Source organism: Devosia sp. ZB163, assembly GCF_028613635.1.
GTDB lineage: Bacteria > Pseudomonadota > Alphaproteobacteria > Rhizobiales > Devosiaceae > Devosia_A.
The window spans coordinates 361,279-377,064 of the sequence record NZ_JAQRMY010000002.1 but is presented as its reverse complement, the minus strand read 5'-3'; the positions used below and the strand labels follow the sequence as shown (position 1 = coordinate 377,064).

General features: G+C 66.4%; 12 protein-coding genes. 8 read left to right on the top strand and 4 right to left on the bottom strand.

The genetic code is table 11. The features are described 5' to 3' along the window. Window positions 1–59: 59 nt before the first annotated feature. The 3 genes from PRN20_RS10060 to PRN20_RS10050 all read right to left on the bottom strand — a co-directional run bounded on the left by PRN20_RS10060 (window position 60) and on the right by PRN20_RS10050 (window position 4,070). On the bottom strand, window positions 60–1,496 hold the full coding sequence (locus tag PRN20_RS10060; RefSeq protein ID WP_273957197.1) for a mannose-1-phosphate guanylyltransferase/mannose-6-phosphate isomerase: 1,437 nt from the start codon (window positions 1,494–1,496) through the stop codon (window positions 60–62). Between the two features lie 5 nt (window positions 1,497–1,501). After that, a complete protein-coding gene (locus tag PRN20_RS10055) occupies window positions 1,502–3,628 on the bottom strand; it encodes a GumC family protein (protein WP_273957196.1) in 2,127 nt (708 codons plus the stop codon). 196 nt (window positions 3,629–3,824) lie between these two features. Continuing rightward, window positions 3,825–4,070: a hypothetical protein gene (locus PRN20_RS10050; RefSeq protein ID WP_273957195.1), complete on the bottom strand. Its 246-nt coding sequence runs from the start codon at window positions 4,068–4,070 to the stop codon at window positions 3,825–3,827. Between the two features lie 274 nt (window positions 4,071–4,344). Here PRN20_RS10050 and PRN20_RS10045 point away from each other — a divergent pair, with 274 nt between their 5' ends. From PRN20_RS10045 to PRN20_RS10015, 7 genes are all read left to right on the top strand, one after another. Next, a complete protein-coding gene (locus PRN20_RS10045; protein ID WP_273957194.1) occupies window positions 4,345–5,838 on the top strand; it encodes an ABC transporter substrate-binding protein in 1,494 nt (497 codons plus the stop codon). Window positions 5,839–5,922: 84 nt separating this feature from the next. After that, on the top strand, window positions 5,923–6,879 hold the full coding sequence (locus PRN20_RS10040; protein WP_273958053.1) for an ABC transporter permease: 957 nt from the start codon (window positions 5,923–5,925) through the stop codon (window positions 6,877–6,879). Beyond that, window positions 6,876–7,724, top strand: a complete 849-nt coding sequence (locus tag PRN20_RS10035; protein ID WP_273957193.1) for an ABC transporter permease — start codon at window positions 6,876–6,878, stop codon at window positions 7,722–7,724. The genes PRN20_RS10040 and PRN20_RS10035 overlap by 4 nt, the downstream gene beginning before the upstream one ends. After that, complete coding sequence (locus tag PRN20_RS10030) at window positions 7,721–8,530, top strand: ATP-binding cassette domain-containing protein (protein WP_273957192.1); 810 nt, start codon at window positions 7,721–7,723, stop codon at window positions 8,528–8,530. Before PRN20_RS10035 ends, PRN20_RS10030 begins: the two co-directional genes overlap by 4 nt. Next, window positions 8,527–9,273: an ABC transporter ATP-binding protein gene (locus PRN20_RS10025; RefSeq protein ID WP_273957191.1), complete on the top strand. Its 747-nt coding sequence runs from the start codon at window positions 8,527–8,529 to the stop codon at window positions 9,271–9,273. Before PRN20_RS10030 ends, PRN20_RS10025 begins: the two co-directional genes overlap by 4 nt. A gap of 19 nt (window positions 9,274–9,292) precedes the next feature. Then, window positions 9,293–10,081 carry a DUF1684 domain-containing protein gene (locus tag PRN20_RS10020; protein WP_273957190.1) on the top strand — a complete coding sequence of 263 codons (789 nt, stop codon included), beginning with the start codon at window positions 9,293–9,295 and terminating at the stop codon, window positions 10,079–10,081. A gap of 97 nt (window positions 10,082–10,178) precedes the next feature. Further along, the gene (locus tag PRN20_RS10015) at window positions 10,179–10,943 is read left to right on the top strand and encodes a sulfite exporter TauE/SafE family protein (RefSeq protein WP_273957189.1); all 765 of its coding nucleotides are present in this window, start codon (window positions 10,179–10,181) and stop codon (window positions 10,941–10,943) included. Window positions 10,944–11,092: 149 nt separating this feature from the next. Here the strand turns inward: PRN20_RS10015 and PRN20_RS10010 are convergent, their stop codons facing one another. Continuing rightward, window positions 11,093–13,180 carry a molybdopterin-containing oxidoreductase family protein gene (locus PRN20_RS10010; RefSeq protein WP_273957188.1) on the bottom strand — a complete coding sequence of 696 codons (2,088 nt, stop codon included), beginning with the start codon at window positions 13,178–13,180 and terminating at the stop codon, window positions 11,093–11,095. A gap of 293 nt (window positions 13,181–13,473) precedes the next feature. Here PRN20_RS10010 and PRN20_RS10005 point away from each other — a divergent pair, with 293 nt between their 5' ends. Then, window positions 13,474–15,744 (top strand): hypothetical protein, encoded by a 2,271-nt coding sequence (locus PRN20_RS10005; RefSeq protein WP_273957187.1) that lies wholly within the window; start codon window positions 13,474–13,476, stop codon window positions 15,742–15,744. Window positions 15,745–15,786: the final 42 nt, after the last annotated feature.

Here is a 15,786-nt window from a genome sequence, read left to right as displayed (position 1 = left end):
CCAGTTGAAGTTGGAGCCTGAGACTAAGTCCGCGTGTCGAGCGCGGGGATAAAGGCCGCTCAGGCGCGCCCGAACTCGTCCTCGATGCGGATGATGTCGTCCTCACCGAGATAGGAGCCGGTCTGCACCTCGATGAGCTCGAGCAGGATCTTGCCCGGGTTTGCGAGCCGGTGGACAGAACCGAGCGGCAGGTAAATCGACTCGTTCTCTGTGAGCATAGTCACCTTGCCGTCGATCGTCACTTCGGCGGTGCCGGTGACGACAACCCAGTGCTCGGCGCGATGATGGTGCTTCTGGAGGCTAAGCTTCTTGCCCGGCTTGACGAAAAGGCGCTTCACCTGGAAGCGGTCGCCGCTGAGGACAGAGGAGTAGCCGCCCCAGGGCCGATAGGCCGTGCGGTGAATCTCGGTGAGGCCCTGGGTCGCCTTGTTGGCGCGGAGCGCCTTGACCATGGGGCCGACGCGCTGGGCCTCGGAGAGCTTGCCGACATAGATCGCATCTTCCGAGGCGATGATGGCGACATCGTCCAGCCCCTCGACGGCGATGTGCGCCTTTTCGGAGACGACCAGCGAGTTGCGGGTGTCGGATAGCGTCGCGTTGCCGTTGATGACGACGTTGCCGGCATCGTCCTTGTGCGAGGCTTTCCACACGGCGTCCCAGGCGCCCAGGTCCGACCACGCGTAGGTCACCGGCACCATGGCGACCTTCTTCGATTTCTCGAAGATGGCGTAGTCGACCGAGATATTGGGAGCACTGGCGAAGCCGGCCTCGTCGAGGCGGATAAAATCCAGGTCGACCGTGGCAGATGCGACTGCGGCCTGGGCCGCGGCGAAGGTCTCGGGAGCGAGGGTCTGGACCTCGGCGAGGAAGCTCTCGACGCCGAGCAGGAATGTACCTGAGTTCCAGTAGTAGCCGCCGGCCGACAGCATTCGCTCCGCCGTGGCGCGATCGGGCTTTTCGACGAAGCGCGCAACAGCCCGCTCACCGTTGCCGAGTTCTGCACCGGCCTCGATGTAGCCGTAGCCGGTCTCCGGCGCGGTCGGTGTGATTCCGAAGGTCACCAGCCGGCCCGCCTTTGCGGCGGCTGCCGCGGCATCGACGCTCCACCAGTAGTTGTCATCGACGACGACGGCGTGGTCCGACGCGAGGACGTGGATCAGCGCACCGGGGCCAAAAGCGGCACGCGCGTGGAGAGCAGCGGCAGCGATGGCGGCGGCCGTGTTGCGGGCCACCGGCTCGAGCAGCACCGCGGCAGTAGCGACGCCAACCTCCTGGGCCTGCTCGGCGACAAGGAAGCGATACTCGGAATTGGTGATGACCACCGCCGGCGCATAGCGCGACGCATCCGCCACGCGCAGCAGGGTCTGTTGATACAACGAGGTCGGACCGGTCAGCGGAAGGAACTGCTTGGGGCGCGAGGCACGCGACATCGGCCATAGCCTGGTCCCCTGCCCTCCTGCCAGAACTACCGGTACGATCGGGTTGGCTTCGGTCATCGCTTTTAGGCCTCGGCGTAGTATCCCGCATATTTGCTGCCATAGGCGGCGGGACTTCTGGTTTGCTGGTTCAGGACGGTGAGAATCGGGACGTCCCCGGGTTTGGCGCCGACGAGCGCAGATAGCGCCGTCTTCACTTCCTGCTGCGGCGTACTCGAGAACTTCACTACGAAGGCGATAGCATCCGCCATGCCTGCAAGGTAGAGCCCATCGACAGCGACACCCACCGGCGGGGTGTCGAGCACCACGATGTCGAAGCTCTGGCGCGCGGCGGCGATCAGCCGCGCGAAGGTCTTGCCGGCGACGAGGCGATCGGTGGCGACGTGGCTACGGCGCGACCCGACGATGACGCGCGCGCCACTGCCCGCATCCAGCGCGAGGATCGAGCGCAGATCGGCCGGATTCGTGCCCTGGAGGTAGTCAAGCAGGCCCTCGGACGGTTCGATACCCAACTGCCGGTGGACGCTGGGCTTGCGCAGATCGCAGTCGATGAGAAGCGTGGACACGCCAGCGAGTGCATAGGCGCGGGCCAGCGAGAGTGCCACAGTGGTCTTGCCCTCGGCGGGGGCAGCGGACGTCACGAGGATGACGCTCCCCTCAACCTCTGTCCCGGCATTGCGCCTGCGAATGGCCTGATCGATACCGATGCGGGCCCGTCGAACCGTCTCCGAGAACATCGAAAGCGGCGAAGCGACCAGCGCGTCGGCAATCGGACTTCCATCGACAGGAGGCGCCGGGAGCCTTGGCAGCACGGCAGCTACCGGGGTCTTGAGGAAAGCCTCGAGCTGGCCCTGGCTGGCGAAGCCACCGACGTAGTTCTCGATCAGAAAGGCAAGTCCAACCCCGAGGCCGCAGCCCGCAAGTGCGGCCAGCAGGAGGACAAGGCCGTGATTGGGAAAGGACGGGCGCTGCGGCGTCGTGGCCTCGGAGACGAGCCGGCTGTCGGCCACCTGCAGATGAGCCTGCGTGTCGAGGTCCTTCTGGCGGGTGAGCAGCGTCTGGTACTGCGCACGCGCAATCTCGGCGTTCTGCTGCAGCTTGTAGATGCCCGCCAGCATCGCCGGAGGAAGGTTGCTGGCGAGGACGGCGGCCCGCATCTGGTTGCGAAGTTCCGCGAGGCGGGCCTCAGAAGCCGACAGTTCGCCCCTCAGTCCGGAGACTGCTCGCTCGGCGGCGGTATTCAGTTGCTCGTCAAGTTGCCGGAGCTTGTTGCGCAGGTCGACCTCTGTGGGGCTGCCCGCAGCCGCACCATCGACCATCCCCAGCAACGCTAAACGCTCGCTTGCGAGGTTGGCGATCGCTGCATCCCCAAGCCTGTCGGCGAGCGCGCGCCAGTCGCGTCGCGCGCGGCTCTGCTCGACGCTGCCCATGGTGACCGATGACTTGGCCCGCTCAGCATCGAGCTCCGCGATCCGCTTGCGCAGGTCCAGCAGTTCCGTGCTGCCGGCAGGCCCCTGGAGCGAGGCGACGTTGGCGTCGATGAACTGGTCGAACTCCTGCTCCGACCGGGCGACAACGGCGCCGGCCTCGTCGACGCGGCTGCCCAGCACGCTGGCCGAGGCGAGGGTTGCATCGATCTTGGCCCGAAGCTGCTCGGCGATGTAGGTGCGGGCGACCGTGTTGGCGAGCGTGGCGGCGAACTCGGGACGGGTAGAACGGCCCGTGACTGCGATGAGGAAGGTGAGGCCACGGCGCTGAACCGAAACCGCGGCGCGCAGGTTGCCCATGATTTCGGCGAGCGCCTCGTCGCCGGTGGGCAGGCCGGGTGATGCCAGCCGGGCGAAGGTCAGCAGCTTGTCCCATGTGGAGAGTTCGAGGCCGAACTCGGGGTCGTCGGCAAGGTCCAGCTCCTCGGCAGCCGCCAGCAGCGTCGTCTCCGACTTCGCCAGCTCGACTTCGCCATCGACCCGCATGGTATCGGAGGCGGATGAGGCGACCTGAGCGTCGGGATCGAGCAGGTTCTTCTTGCTGGGGTCGACGAGCATCAGCGCAGTTGCCGAATAGATCGGCGTTATCGCCAGGAGCGCCAACCCAGTTACGCCGAGCGTCAGCGCAATGACCAACGCAATGAAACCGAGCCTGCGCTGCAACAGGTCAACGACACCCCGCAAATCAAGGGTGTTACCATCCATGTTGAAGCTGCGCCGACGCAGATGCAGTCCCGGCAGGCGCACCGATTAATCGGCTACCCGTCGATTTTGCCATGTGTACGCTGAATGCCGCCAACGAGCGCGCAAGCACTACCGAGCCCCCAATACTCGAAGAGGACGCTAGTTCAGCCCACTGTCCTGGTCAACAACTCTGGAACGCCGGCTGGTTGGGCAGTCTTCAGGCGCGGGCGGCCACGCCGTAGCTGACGGTGGCGCCAGCAACGAGCCCGATATTGAACACGGTGAGGTTCATGACGATCAGCCCAAGCCCAACAAGCAACGGAGCAGAAGAGATGATCGTGGCGACAACGAGCGTGAACAGCAACGCGGTGCCGACCAGCGCCCAGCCGACCAGGCGGAAGCTGCTACCGGCAACTACCCCGAGGGTCACAGCGTACGCCAGGCTAAGTGCAATCTCGGGCATCCGAATCTCCGTCCGGAAGCACATTCGAACAAGCGGCGTTAAGGGGGCGTTATTCCGCCATGCACCGGCCGGGTTGTGACCCCGTGGCCGGGTTTGCTTACTTCGCCGCTGGAAGAGAAAGCCATTCCTCCGTCCCATTCACCTCTTGGCAGGAATGGTCCCGCAAAGGGATAGGGCGGCGGGCCGGGAGGCGCTATCAAGGGCCTCAATGGAGGTAGAGACCTCCTGGCCGGCAGCCGGATCCGGTGCCAGCCCAACGAGAATGGAGCCCATAATGCAACTCTTCAACTCCCGCGCCCTGCTGGTCGCCGCGCTCTTGGGTAGCGCAGCCATCGCCCCGGCAGCGCTCGCGCAGGATTTCGACCCGAACGCCACGATCCGCATCGGCTCGCTGTACGAGCCGCAGAACCTCGACAACACCGCGGGCGCTGGCCAGGGCATCAACGAGGCCTTCAACGGCAACGTCTACGAGGCGCTGTTCCAACTGACCGATGCCGGCACCGTGGAGCCCAAGCTCGTCGAGAGCTACGAGGCGAGCGAAGATGGCCTCACCTACACCTTCAAGCTGAAGCCGGGCGTGACCTTCCACTCGGGCGATCCGCTGACCGCCGCCGACGTGAAGTACTCGATCGAGCGCGTCACGGCCGAAGCCTCCAAGAGCTCGCGCAAGCGCAGCCTCTCGACCATCACCGGCATCGAGACGCCCGATGACCAGACCGTGGTGATCAAGCTCTCGGCCCGCTCCATCTCGCTTCCGTACAACCTCAGCTACGTCTGGATCGTCAACGACAAGGCGACCGACATCACGGCAACGGAAGACGGCACCGGCCCCTACACGCTCAGCGAATGGCGCCGCGGCTCGGCCCTCGCCCTCGCACGCAACGACAAATACTGGGGCACGGCGCCGACCAACGGCGAAGTGATCTACACCTACTTCACCGACGCGACGGCGCTGAATAACGCGCTGCTGACCAATGCGGTCGACGTCGTCACTTCGGTGCAGAGCCCGGATTCGCTGGCGCAGTTCACCGGCAACCCGGCCTACACGGTGACCGAGGGCGCTTCGACGACCAAGGAAATCCTCGCCTACAACGACCGCGTTGCGCCGTTCGACAACGTGAAGGTGCGCAAGGCCCTGGCCCGCGCCACCGACAAGGCGAAGCTGCTGAACTCGATCTGGGGCGATTACGGCACGCTGATCGGCTCGATCGTGCCGCCGACCGACCCGTGGTACGTGGACCTCACCGGCGTCGATCCCTATGACGTCGAGAGCGCCAAGGCGCTGCTGGCCGAGGCCGGCTACGCGGATGGCTTCGAGTTCACGCTCGACACCCCGGACTACGATCCGCATCCGATCGTCGCGCAGTTCCTGCAGGCCGAGTACGCCAAGGTCGGCGTGAAGGTGAACATCAACATCATCACCGCCAACGAGTGGTACACCAAGATCTACCAGGAGAAGAACTTCCAGGCGACGCTGCAGGAACACGTGAACCACCGCGATATCGTGTTCTACGGCAACCCGGACTTCTACTGGGGCTACAACAACCCCGAAGTGGTGAAGCTGATCGCCGACGCCGAGGCCGCGCCGACCGAGGCGGACCAGGTCGCCAAGCTCACGGAAGCGAACAAGATCATCGCCGAGGACGCCGCCAGCAACTGGCTCTACCTCTACCCGCAGATCGTGGTTTCGGCCGCGAACGTTACCGGCTATCCGGTGAACGGGCTGAACTCGCAGTTCTTCGCCTACGGGATCAAGAAGGCGCAGTAAGCCGCACAGATCTCACTGCACCATGACGATCCGGGCGCCGCGCGATAGAGTGCGGCGCTCCTTGCATTTCGAAAGCCTGCTCCAATTCTCACCTACCTCCTCCGACGCCTGGTTATCCTGCTGCTGTCGCTGCTGATCGCGGCGGTGGTGCTGTTCATCCTGTTGCGGCTGCTGCCCGGTGATCCGGCGAACGCTCTGCTGGGCGTCGGCGCGACGGCGCAGCAGATCGAGGCCGCGCGCGCGCAGGTAGGGTCCGACCAGCCGATCTGGATGCAGTTCCTGACTTTCATCGGCAACCTCGCACGTTTCGATCTCGGCGCCTCGTTCGTCAGCAAGGCGGGCGTACTCGAGGAGATCGGCAACCGCATGAGCGTGACGCTGCCGCTGACCATCCTCGGCTTTCTCGTCGCAATCGTCATCGCGGTGCCGCTCGGGATCGTGGCGGCGGTGAAGTCGGACAAGTGGTACGGCGCGGCGATCTCGGTGGTGAGCCAGCTCGGTATCGCCATTCCGGTATTCTGGCTGGGCATCCTGATCGTCACGGTTTTCGCCATCAACCTCAGGATTTTCCCCTCCGGCGGCTTCCCGCTGAAGGGGTGGGCGAATTTCGGCGAGGCAGCGACAGCAATGGTGCTGCCGGTGCTGACCGTCGCGCTGGTGATCGCAGCGTCCCTCCTGCGCTACGTGCGCTCGGCGACGCAGGACGTGATCGGCAGCGACTTCATCCGCACGGCGCGGGCGCTCGGCTCAAGCTTTCCCGAGGCGCTGGTGCGGCATGGGATCCGCAACGGCGCCGTGCCGGTGATTTCGATCCTCGGCATCGAACTGGCGACGACTTTCCTTGGCGCGGTGGTGGTGGAGAAGGTGTTCGCCCTGCCCGGCCTCGGCTCGATGCTGCTGCTCGCCATCCAGCAGCGCGACTATCCCAATGTGCAGGGCGTGCTGTTCATCTCGACCCTGCTGGTGCTGCTGATCGGCTTTGCCGCCGACCTGCTGCAGCGCCTGATCGACCCGCGGCTGAGGGGGCGCATTCACTCGTGACCAGCCTCGACCAGACCGTCTCCCTCCGACGCGACCATTCGCTCAGCCTGTGGGTTGGCGCCTTCCTCGTCGGGCTGCACGTCGTCATCGCGCTGCTGACGCTGGTGTGGACGCCCTATGACCCCACGGCGATGTCCGGCGGCCGGCTGGAGCCGCCATCGCTGGCACACTGGGCCGGGACCGACCGGTTGGGACGCGATTTCTTCACGCAGATCATGATCGGTTCGCGGATCGCGCTGATCGTCGGCGTGGGCGCCGTGGCGATTGGGGCGGCGATCGGCGTAACGCTGGGGATCGTGGCGGCCTTTGCGACCAAGCTGCTTGACGATGCGCTGGCAGCGACGCTCGATATTCTCATTGCCTTCCCGACCCTGCTGCTTGCCATGCTGGTGGTCGCGGCGAGCGATACGGCGAGCCTCGGGACGGCGATCCTGGCGCTTGGAATTGCGCTGTCGGCGATCGTCGCGCGGCTGACCCGAATTCTCGCCAAGCGAGTGCTGCTGATGGACTACATCACGGCGGCGCGCACCTCTGGAACATCGTGGTTTGCGATCGTGTTTGTGCACGTTTTGCCCAACATCTGGCCGACGCTTTCGGTGAACTTTGCACTGCAGTTCGGGCTGGCAGTGATCGCGGAGGCATCGCTTTCCTATCTCGGCCTTGGCGCGCCGCCGCCGAATGCCTCATGGGGCCGGTTGCTGCAGGAGGCGCAGGGGACGGTCTACACCGCGCCGATCGGGGCGATCGCGCCCGGCATCGCGCTGGTGTCGCTGGTGATCGGCGTCAACCTTCTCGCAGACGGGCTGCGCGACATCGCCGATCCGACGCGGAGGGTGTCGCGGTGACCGACCTGCTCGACATTCGCGGACTGAACCTCTCGACGCTCGGGGCGCCGCTGGTGAAGGACCTGTCGCTGAGCATTGCTCCCGGGGAGCGGCTGGGGCTGATCGGGGAGTCCGGGTCCGGCAAGTCGTTGACGGCGATGGCGGCCACCGGATTGCTGCCCAGGTCGATAGAGAAGAGCGGGTCGGTGTTGTTGGGCGGGACACAGGTGATCGGAGCCGCTGACGGCGTGCTGGACCGACTGCGCGGCACGGTGGCAGCCTTCGTGTTCCAGGAGCCGCTGACCGCGCTCGATCCGCTGATGCGGCTGGGCCGGCAGGTGGCCGAACCGCTGAAGCGCAGGGCGCGGCGGGATGGGCAGGATCTCAGCGGCACAGCGCTCGACCGGGCCGTGACCGAACTACTGGAGCAGGTCGCCCTGCCCCAGCCGGAGCGGATCGCACGCTCCTATCCGCACGAGATTTCCGGCGGGCAGCGGCAGCGCGTCGCGATCGCCATGGCGCTGGCGTGCCGGCCGCAGCTGCTGATCGCGGACGAGCCGACCACTGCGCTCGACGTCACCACGCAGGCCGAGATCGTGAAACTGCTCGATGGGCTCGTGCGCGAGCGGAACATGGCGCTGCTGTTCATCAGCCACGACCTTCCGGTGGTGGCGGGCATCGTCGACCGCGTCATCGTGTTGCGCCGCGGCGTGACCGTGGAACAAGGCCCAGTCGGGACGGTGTTCTCGGCGCCGCGGCATGACTACACTAGGTCGCTGGTGTTCGCGGCGCGGTCGCTCGACCGGGCGCTGGGAGGGACGGCATGAGCCTCATCTCCGTCGAGAACGTCAGCTTTGGATATGCGCGCGGTCGGCAGGTGCTCGACAGCGTCTCGGTTGGCGTGAAGGCCGGGACCAGCGTGGGGCTCGTTGGCGAGTCCGGCTCGGGCAAGACGACGCTGCTGCGGCTGCTGCTGGGGCTCGAGCGCCCGACCAGTGGCACGGTCCACTTCGACGGCGCCGTGCTCGATCCGCGCAGCGGCAGGTTCATGCGCGACTATCGCCGGCAGGTGCAGGCGGTGTTCCAGGACCCCTACTCCTCGCTCGATCCGCGCCAGAACGTGCTTGCCATCGTTTCGGAGCCGCTGCGCTCGCTCGGGATCGAAGGCGACCGGCGCGCGCTGGTCACCGCGTCGCTCGAGGCGGTCGGGCTCGATGGCACGATCCTCAGGCGCTATCCGCACGAGTTCTCCGGTGGGCAGCGGCAGCGCATCGCCATCGCGCGGGCGATCGTCGCGCGGCCGCGGCTGCTGCTTGCCGACGAAGCGGTGAGCGCGCTGGACCTTTCGACCCGCATCCGGATCGTCGAGCTGTTGAAGCGGCTTGCCGCCGAGATGACGCTGGTGTTCGTGTCGCACGACCTCGGCGTCGTCGCAGCGCTCTGCGACCAGATCGTGATCCTCGAGAAAGGGCGCGTCGTCGAGGCTGGCCCTACTCGCAAAATCCTCGACGACCCCCGACATCCCTATACGCAGGCCCTGCTCCGCAGCGTGCCGCGCATGCCCGCCTGACCTCACCAAGGACTCCCGCATGACTGCCCCGACTGACTATCTCGCCGCGCTCGGAGCCTGGAAGGTTCGTCGCCTCACCAATCTCAAGGCGCCGAATGGCTGGCTCAACATCATCGGGCGGTACTGGCTGGAGCCGGGTTCGGCGACCGTGGGGTCCGCCGAAGACAACGATATCGTGCTGACCGCCGGGCCGGCCCATGTGGGGACGATCACCGAGGACGACGAAGGCGTGACCTTCACGCCGGCCGACGGTGGCGAGCCGGTGCGCCTGCAACTCAGCAAGTACAAGCCGCCGCAGTTCGACGTCGACAGCCTCCTGCTGGAGGTGACGAGCATGAACGGCGACAATGCGCTGCGCGTACGCGACAAGGCTTCGACCGCGCCGGCGAACTTCCCCGGCATCGAGTATTTCCCCGCTCAGCCGGAGTGGCGCATCGTCGCCGACTGGGTGCCGTTCGAGCAGGAACTGACGGTCAACACGTCCCACAACATCCCGACCGACGTGGTGGCGACCCACAAGGCGGTGTTCAGCCATGACGGGACGCAGTACGAACTGATCGCGACGCACGGGACGCCCGAGGCGCCGCAGTTCGTCATCCGCGATCTCACGTCGCGTGACTCGACCTACGGGGCGTGCAGGTTCGTCTACGGCGAGGACGTGACCGACAAGACGATCGTCCTCGACTTCAACAAGGCCATCAACCCGCCCTGCGCCTTCACCGAGCATGCGGTGTGCCCGCTGCCGCCGCCGCAGAACGTGCTGCCGTTCCGCATCGAGGCCGGCGAGAAGCGGGTGGAGATGGCGTGAGCCATCACCAAAGGTGATGCGTGCAATCACCCCTTTGCGCTGGCCGCGAAGCGGGGCGACGTGTAGCTAGGGGGCTCACTCTGTCGGGCCCTTATCGTTGAACGAACTATTGCTTCTCGTCGCCGGGCTCGTCGCCGGCGCCATCAACACGCTTGCCGGTGGCGGCTCCTTCGTGCTGTTCCCGGCGCTCGTGCTGGTCGGCGTGCCGCCGGTGATCGCCAATGCGTCGAACACCTATGCGAGCCTGCCCGGCTACGCGAGCGGCGCCTTCGGCTTCCGCAGCGAGATCGCGCGCCATCGCGACAAGCTGATCCCCTATTCGATCGTCGCTCTGATCTTCGGGTATCTGGGGGCTGAACTGCTGCTCCGGGTTTCGAACGAGACGTTCGTTCTCGTCGTGCCCTGGCTGATGCTGTTCGCGGTGGTGCTGTTCGCCTTCGGCGGCCGGCTCAATGTCGCGGTGCGGCGCCTCGCGGGTGAGGGCCGTGGCCGCCATGCTGGCGCGATCCTGCTGTTGGCGCTGCTCGCGGCTATTTCGCTCTATGGCGGGTTCTTCAACGCCGGCCTCGGCGTGCTGCTCCTCGCCTTCCTGGCACTGGCGGGGATGACCGACATCCACGCCATGAACGGGCTGAAGCTCTGGATCTCGGTGGTCGTGGCCGCGGTCGGGGTCATCCGTTTCGCCCTATCGGGCGCCATCGACTGGTACCACGGCTCCATCGCGCTTGTCGGGGTAACGATCGGGGGCTATGTGGCGGCGCGGCTGGCCAAGCGGATCCCGACCGGGCTGATCCGGGCGCTGGTGATCGTCTACGGACTGGGGCTGACGGCCTGGTTCTTCTGGTCGGCGTATTTCGGTTAGGCGGCTGGCTGAGAGAGACGGCCCCCTCCCATCCTCCCCCATAAAGGGGGAGGTGCCCTGCCGGCTCTGTGGGCACGATCGAAGCGAGAACCTCGACTCTTCACCTCCCCCTTTATGGGGGAGGCCGGGAGGGGGCCGTCTGCTTCTGCCTATCCCCGCCGCACCCACACTGCGGTGTCGTGGAACGCCGCGCCGCCGAAGGGGCGGACGGGGTCCGAGCCGATCAGGGTATTGATGCCGACGCCGTTGCGGTGGGCCGAGTTGGGGTGGATGCCCTCAGCGATGAGGACACCGCGCTGCATGCCCGAAAAGAAGCTCGCGACCAGCGCAACTTCGCCGCGGCGGTTGCCGAGGGTGACCGGGTCGCCCTCTTCGATCCCCAGTTCGGCGGCGTCTTCGGGATGGATGAACACGGTCGGCTCCGGGTGCCGCTTCCGGCTGCCGGCGGTTTCGGAAAAGCTCGAATTGAGGAAGGCGCGCGCCGGGCTGGTGGCGAGGCGGAACGGTGTCTCCGCGTTCACCTGCTCGTTGACGTCCCAGTGGTCGGCGAAGCGGGGCATTTCCGAGGGATCGCAGACCCAGACATAGCCGCCGCGTGCCGCGACGCCCTGCCAGTTCGGCTCGAAGCGGTAGCGGCCGTCGGGCCAGCCGAAACCGTCGCCGAAATGCGACTGGCCGGGGGGCTGACGGATGTCGACGAAGCCGGTTTTCTCGATCTCGTCGAGCTCGCCCAGGTGCGATTTGCGCAGGGTGTGGGCGACCATCTCGCGATCGGTCATGTGCATAGAGGGATGGTCGGCGCCGAGGCGGCGGAGCAGTTCGTTGACGACGTCGAAGTTCGAGCGGCACTCGCCGGGGGCCTCGATGATCCTGGGGCCGTAGAGGAAACGGGTGTGGCCGCCGCGGCGGTAATAGTCGTTGTGCTCGAGGAACATCGTGGCGGGCAGAACGATGTCGGCCATCCTGGCCGTGTCGGTCATGAACTGCTCGTGGACGACGGTGAACAGATCCTCGCGGTCGAAGCCGGCGCGGGTAAGTCCTTGTTCGGGTGCGACATTTACGGGGTTGGTGTTCTGGATGAACAGGGCTTTGACCGGGCCCTTGCCCTTCAGCGCGGCGGCGTCGCCGGTGAGGATCTTGCCGATTTCGCTCATGTCGAGCTCGCGGCCGCCGGGGCCGAGATCGCTCGCCTCGATCATGGTCTTGTTGAGCTTTACGGCGCCGGAGTTGGAGTGGAAGGCGCCGCCGCCGGTGTGCTGCCAGGCGCCGGTCATGGCGGGGATGGAGAGGGCGGCGTGCATGGAGACGCCGCCGTTGCGCTGGCGGGTGAAGCCGTAGCCGAGGCGGAAATAGGTGCGCGGCGTGGTGCCGACCAGGCGGGAGAACTCCTCTATTTCCTCCACCGAAAGTCCGGTGATGGCAGCGGCCCATTCCGGCGTCTTCTGCTGGAGGTGCGCCTCGAAGTCGGGCGAGAAGTCGGTGTAGCGCGCCATGTAGGCGCGGTCGGCGAGATTGTCGCGGAGGAGGATGTGCATCACCGCCACCGCGAGCGCGCCATCCGTGCCGGGACGGACCACGAGGGCCAGGTCGGCCTGCTCCATGGTGGCGTTGCGATAGATGTCGATGGCGACGATCTTCGCCCCGCGCTCCTTGCGGGCGCGGACGGCGTGGGTCATCACGTTGACCTGGGTGGCGACGGCGTTGGTGCCCCAGATGACGATGCAGTCGCTCTCGGCCATCTCCTCGGGATTGGGGCCGGTGAGCTTGCCGGCACCGGCGAGGAAGCCGGGCCAGGCCGTGCCGGTGCAGATGGTGTCGTACTGCATGGAGTAGCCGCGGGCGTGGCGCAGGCGCTCGATGCCGTCGCGATGCACGTGGCCCATGGTGCCGGCGTAGAAGTAGGGCCAGATCGCCTCCGGCCCGTCCTCGGCCTCGATCGCCTGCCAGCGCGCGACGATCTCGTCGAAGGCTTCGTCCCAGGTGATCCGCTTCCACTCGCCGCTGCCCTTGGGGCCGACGCGGCGGAGCGGATGCTGGAGGCGGTCGGGGTGATGGATGCGCTCGGCGTAGCGCGCGACTTTCTCGCAGATGACGCCGGCCGTGTACGGATCGTCCTTGGCGCCGCGCACGCGACCGATGGTGCGGGCGTCGATGACCTCGACGTCGAGAGCACAGGTCGAGGGGCAATCGTGCGGGCAGACCGAACGGGCGATGCGGGGGGCGGTGACGGCGTTCATGGGCATATTCTCCGCGCGCAATCTAGAGGAAGGCGGGGTCGGTTGTCAGGTGCATGCCCGATGATTTGCTTTGATGGGAGCCATCATGGCTGCTGCTTGGGGCAAGGGCATGGCGAGTGGCGGCGCGTGCCGGTGCCGCTTTTTCAGGCACGATCGTCCCTGCTCCGCGCCCGTGCATCAGGGTTTTTCCGCTCCGCCATGCGCCGAGCGGTGGCCGCCCATGCGTTCGGCGTCGTTCCGAGGTTTGACGGATAGGCCGACGCTGGGCGGACGTGGTCATCTGGGAGGTGGGGATGCCGACGTTTCCGGCAGTGTTCAGCGTCGAGGATCTCGACGGCCGCAACGGCTTTCGACTCGACGGGGTGGCGTTCGGCGATCAGGTCGGCGTGGATGTGGCCGGGGTTGGCGACGTCAACGGCGACGGGCTCGCCGATGTGATCGTTTCGGCGCGCAACGCCGGCTCCGGGGACGTATTGGGTGGTGGGACCGCATATGTCGTCTTCGGCAGTACCTCCGGGTTCGAGGCGAGCTTCGACCTCGCCAGCCTCGATGGCAGCAACGGCTTCCGCATCGAGGGCGATATCCCCTACAGCAACCTCGGGCTCGACGTCTCCGATGCGGGCGACGTCAACGGGGACGGCATCGACGACCTGATGCTGAGCGGTACCGGTGGCGACGGCATCCTGCGCTATCCGGGCGCCACCTATGTCATCTACGGGCAGGTCGATGGGTTCGAGGCCAGCATCGGTACGGCCGATCTCGATGGCAGCAACGGCTTCAGCATCACGGGAACCGGCGACTTCAACGGTGCTGGCAGGTCTGTCTCCAGCGCTGGCGACATCAATGGGGACGGCTACGACGACCTGCTGATCGGGGTGCAGAGTACCTGGGATGCAGCGGCGCCCTACCCCGCCTTCGTCGTCTTCGGGGGTGCGGAAGGCGCTGATGCCGACATCGCGCTCGACCAGCTGGATGGCAGCAACGGGTTTGCCATCGCCGGCGAGGGAAACCTCGGATGGGCCCTCAGCGGCATCGGCGACATCAACCGCGACGGCTACGACGACTTCGCTGTGGCCAGCCCGCAGCTTTCACCCGATTTCTCCAGCCAAGCGGGCTCGGCCTATGTGGTGCTGGGGAAGGCCGATGGCTTCGGTTCGGTTTTCGACGTGCGCACCGTCGACGGCGAGAGCGGCTTCCGGGTCGACGGGGCAGACTACCAGGACGGGCTAGGGTCCGCGATCTCGGATGCCGGCGACGTCAATGGCGACGGCTACGCCGACTTCATCGTCAGCGCGACGCGCGCCGACCCGCACGGCCACCGCGAGGCCGGGGAATCCTACGTCGTCTTCGGCCGGGCGGGCAACTTCCGGCCGAGCTACGACGCGGACCAGCTCAACGGCCGCAATGGCTTCGTCATCCGCGGCGATGCGAGCGCGGACTATTCGGGTTCGACGGTCTCGTCGGCCGGCGATCTCAACGGCGACGGCTTCGACGACCTCGTGGTCAGCGTGGCCTGGAACGTCGACCAGCCGGGCACCAGTTACGTCGTCTACGGGAAATCGACCTGGTACACGCCGGGCATCGACGTCACGGCGCTCGACGGCAGCAACGGCTTCCGCATCGATGGCGCACCAGCGGACATGGCGGAGGCGGTCGACGGCATCGGCGACTTCAACGGCGACGGGTTCGACGACCTGATCGTCGGCGCGCCGGGGGCGCTGAAGGAAGGCGTGGAGCGCAAGGGGGCGGCCTACATCATCTATGGCCAGAAGCCGACCGAGGGGGTGACGCGGATCGACGGGAACGCCGACCAGACGGTGCATGGCGGCAGCGGCAACGACATCCTGATCAGCTGGCGGGGCAACGACCACCTGATCGGCTACGGGGGCAATGACGAGCTCAAGAGCCTGAGGGGTCGCGACATCCTCGAGGGCGGCGACGGGAACGACACGTATTACGTGCTCAACGACCGCGACGACACGATCATCGACACCGGCGGCGTCGACACCATCCGGGCGGAGACGCACTGGGACCTGCGCCAGTTCGCCGAGATCGAGAACCTGCAGCTCCATGGCGAGGGGAACTGGCGCCTCACCGGCAACGCGCTCGACAACGTGCTGACCGGGAGCTTTGCCGACAACCTGATGCTTGGGCTCGAGGGAGACGACACGCTGCGGGGAGGGTTCGGCAACGACACGCTCGATGGCGGGCTCGGGCGCGACATCCTCGAGGGTGGCGAGGGCAGCGACCGGTTCGACTTCCGGGACCTCGGCGAGGTGGGAAGCGGGGCGTCACGTGATGTGGTCAGGGACTTCGCCAGCGGCGCCGACCTGCTCCATCTGGGCGGGATCGACGCCGACAGCACCCGGAGCGGCAATCAGGCATTTGCCTTCACCGACAGCTTCAGCGGCGTGGCTGGCGAGTTGATCGCGCGGCAGGACGTGGCGAACGACCAGAGCGCCATCACGCTGATCGAGGGTGACGTCGACGGCGATGGGGTGGCCGATTTCCAGATCGAGCTGCGCGGCCATATAGCGCTGAGCAGCGCCGACTTCATTGTCTAGAAGTCGGCGCGTCGCCTGCCGGTGATGCGGAAAAGGCGGAAG

What these genes read in the sequence shown, in the direction of transcription:
- PRN20_RS10010 (WP_273957188.1), bottom strand. Translation starts at nt 13,180, where the DNA reads ATGAACGCCGTCACCGCCCCCCGCATCGCCCGTTCGGTCTGCCCGCAC.
- PRN20_RS10005 (WP_273957187.1), top strand. Translation starts at nt 13,474, where the DNA reads ATGCCGACGTTTCCGGCAGTGTTCAGCGTCGAGGATCTCGACGGCCGC.
- PRN20_RS10060 (WP_273957197.1), bottom strand. Translation starts at nt 1,496, where the DNA reads ATGACCGAAGCCAACCCGATCGTACCGGTAGTTCTGGCAGGAGGGCAG.
- PRN20_RS10025 (WP_273957191.1), top strand. Translation starts at nt 8,527, where the DNA reads ATGAGCCTCATCTCCGTCGAGAACGTCAGCTTTGGATATGCGCGCGGT.
- PRN20_RS10055 (WP_273957196.1), bottom strand. Translation starts at nt 3,628, where the DNA reads ATGGATGGTAACACCCTTGATTTGCGGGGTGTCGTTGACCTGTTGCAG.
- PRN20_RS10045 (WP_273957194.1), top strand. Translation starts at nt 4,345, where the DNA reads ATGCAACTCTTCAACTCCCGCGCCCTGCTGGTCGCCGCGCTCTTGGGT.
- PRN20_RS10020 (WP_273957190.1), top strand. Translation starts at nt 9,293, where the DNA reads ATGACTGCCCCGACTGACTATCTCGCCGCGCTCGGAGCCTGGAAGGTT.
- PRN20_RS10050 (WP_273957195.1), bottom strand. Translation starts at nt 4,070, where the DNA reads ATGCCCGAGATTGCACTTAGCCTGGCGTACGCTGTGACCCTCGGGGTA.